We start from the raw sequence: 1,642 nt of genomic DNA on the forward strand, positions 1-1,642 counted from the left end.
TAATGAATCCCAAACATCTCAAAAACTGGTTTACTAATTGCTGCTACTGTACCTCATAACATCCGGAAGTGCTGTATCTAATCCAAAATCTAAAATCTAAAAATCGCAAAACGGGCGATCGGCTTGATGTGGTAGCTCGATCGCCCATAATTTATTTTCGGTTTACCAGTAGATAAACCGTGCTTTTGGTTGACTTTCCTTGACTTATTGTGATTTTCTTGGTTTTGGTTGACTTTTCTTGACTTATTGTGATTTTTTTGACTTATTGTGATTTTCTTGGTTTACGTTGATTTTTCTTGACTGATAGACCCATCGGCCGCAACTATCGCGCACAGATTTTGAGCAGTTCGCTCAAGTTGTAAAAGTTATATTTTGTTGTGTTTGGTTATAGTTTAAGCAAATATTTAGACTTTTGAGTCGGCTTAAGCCGTGGAAGATGCGAAGTGTTGCGCAGTAAAAAACGGGAGAACTCGATCGCCCGAAGCCCCAAGCACCGCAGCAAAGACAGCAATTAAGCACCTAGCAAACACTAACGGACTCTAACATTAATGTTTATCGTTCCGATCGTCTCGACAATTACGGCTCAAGTTTCTCAATCGCCAAACAATCAATTTCTTAATGCTCAGGTAGTTAGCGTCGGCGACGGCGATACCCTCACAGTCCGGGGCGCAAACGGGCAAAAAGATAACCCACCCCCGGACAATCTCAAAACAAAAAAGCACCGATTTGTTTACGAAAAAAAGTAGTAAATTAAGTAGAATAAAAATGGATAGTAATTCTTTTTTTGCTCTGTTATGTCAAATTATACCAAATCCGGGTTAGTTACCCCCTTTATAAGAATCCCAAAAAACTTGACCCTAAGTGTTCTTATAAAAACCAAACATTGGGGTAAATTTTGCAGAAAAACTGTCACTAATTTCAATAAATATAGCCCCTCAAAAATTAGTAAACAAGTGAATCTATTCGCTCGACAAGCTGGCGCGACCTCGTTGGTGCTTATTTAGATAAGAATGCCCAAAAATTACCAGCTATGCTGCTCTTGGCGATCAGTTATTGGACCACCAATAATAATGGGTAAGATTTTTGATTGGTTCTGTCATAGTTGTCGATAAAATTTGACAAGTTCTTCCAGAACTGCTTCCAAGTCTTGTATCCGCTCGAAACTTTTATTGACTAATGGTTCATCAGCTACAGACCACAACCTTTCGGCCCGCTGTTGTTCTGGAGAGTAAGGTGGTAAATATTCTACATGAATTCCTGATGGAACAACCACTCGCTCGCTTATATGCCAGCCGGCTCTGTCCATGACTAACAAGATAGTTTTGGATTGTCCCGCTCCCGTTTGTAAAGCAAACTGTTCTAATACTAGATTTAACCATTCTATGTTAACTATCGGAATGATAAACCATTCGGTTTTTCCGGTTGGAGGATTGACAAATCCGTACAGATATACCCATTCGTAACGGTGTTCAACCACTCAGTTGAGGTCTTTCTCCAATTGGCGCCCATACTTTACGGATAATCGGCTTGAGTCCTACTCTATGTTCGTCGAAAGACCAGACCTCTAGGGAGCGTGTCACTTTTGCGATGAGTATTTATACTCAAACATTTCTTCGCTTACCAATTAAGCCATTTAAGTAAG

Annotated in this window: 2 protein-coding genes; one reads left to right on the forward strand and one right to left on the reverse strand. The window is 40.0% G+C overall.

Going from position 1 to position 1,642, the window contains the following annotated elements:
* Positions 1-548 precede the first annotated feature (548 nt).
* The gene (locus tag QUA20_RS31685; RefSeq protein ID WP_333194304.1) at positions 549-746 is read left to right on the forward strand and encodes a hypothetical protein; all 198 of its coding nucleotides are present in this window, start codon (positions 549-551) and stop codon (positions 744-746) included.
* A 350-nt stretch (positions 747-1,096) separates the two neighbouring features.
* On the opposite strand, the gene QUA20_RS31690 is transcribed toward QUA20_RS31685, so the two are convergent.
* Positions 1,097-1,477 carry a transposase gene (locus QUA20_RS31690; protein WP_333194306.1) on the reverse strand — a complete coding sequence of 127 codons (381 nt, stop codon included), beginning with the start codon at positions 1,475-1,477 and terminating at the stop codon, positions 1,097-1,099.
* Positions 1,478-1,642: the final 165 nt, after the last annotated feature.

Source organism: Microcoleus sp. Pol7_A1, assembly GCF_036701085.1.
Taxonomy (GTDB): Bacteria; Cyanobacteriota; Cyanobacteriia; order Cyanobacteriales; family Microcoleaceae; genus Microcoleus; species Microcoleus asticus.

Bases quoted from the DNA above. Each gene is read 5' to 3' on its own strand.
- QUA20_RS31685 (WP_333194304.1), top strand. From the start codon at position 549: ATGTTTATCGTTCCGATCGTCTCGACAATTACGGCTCAAGTTTCTCAA.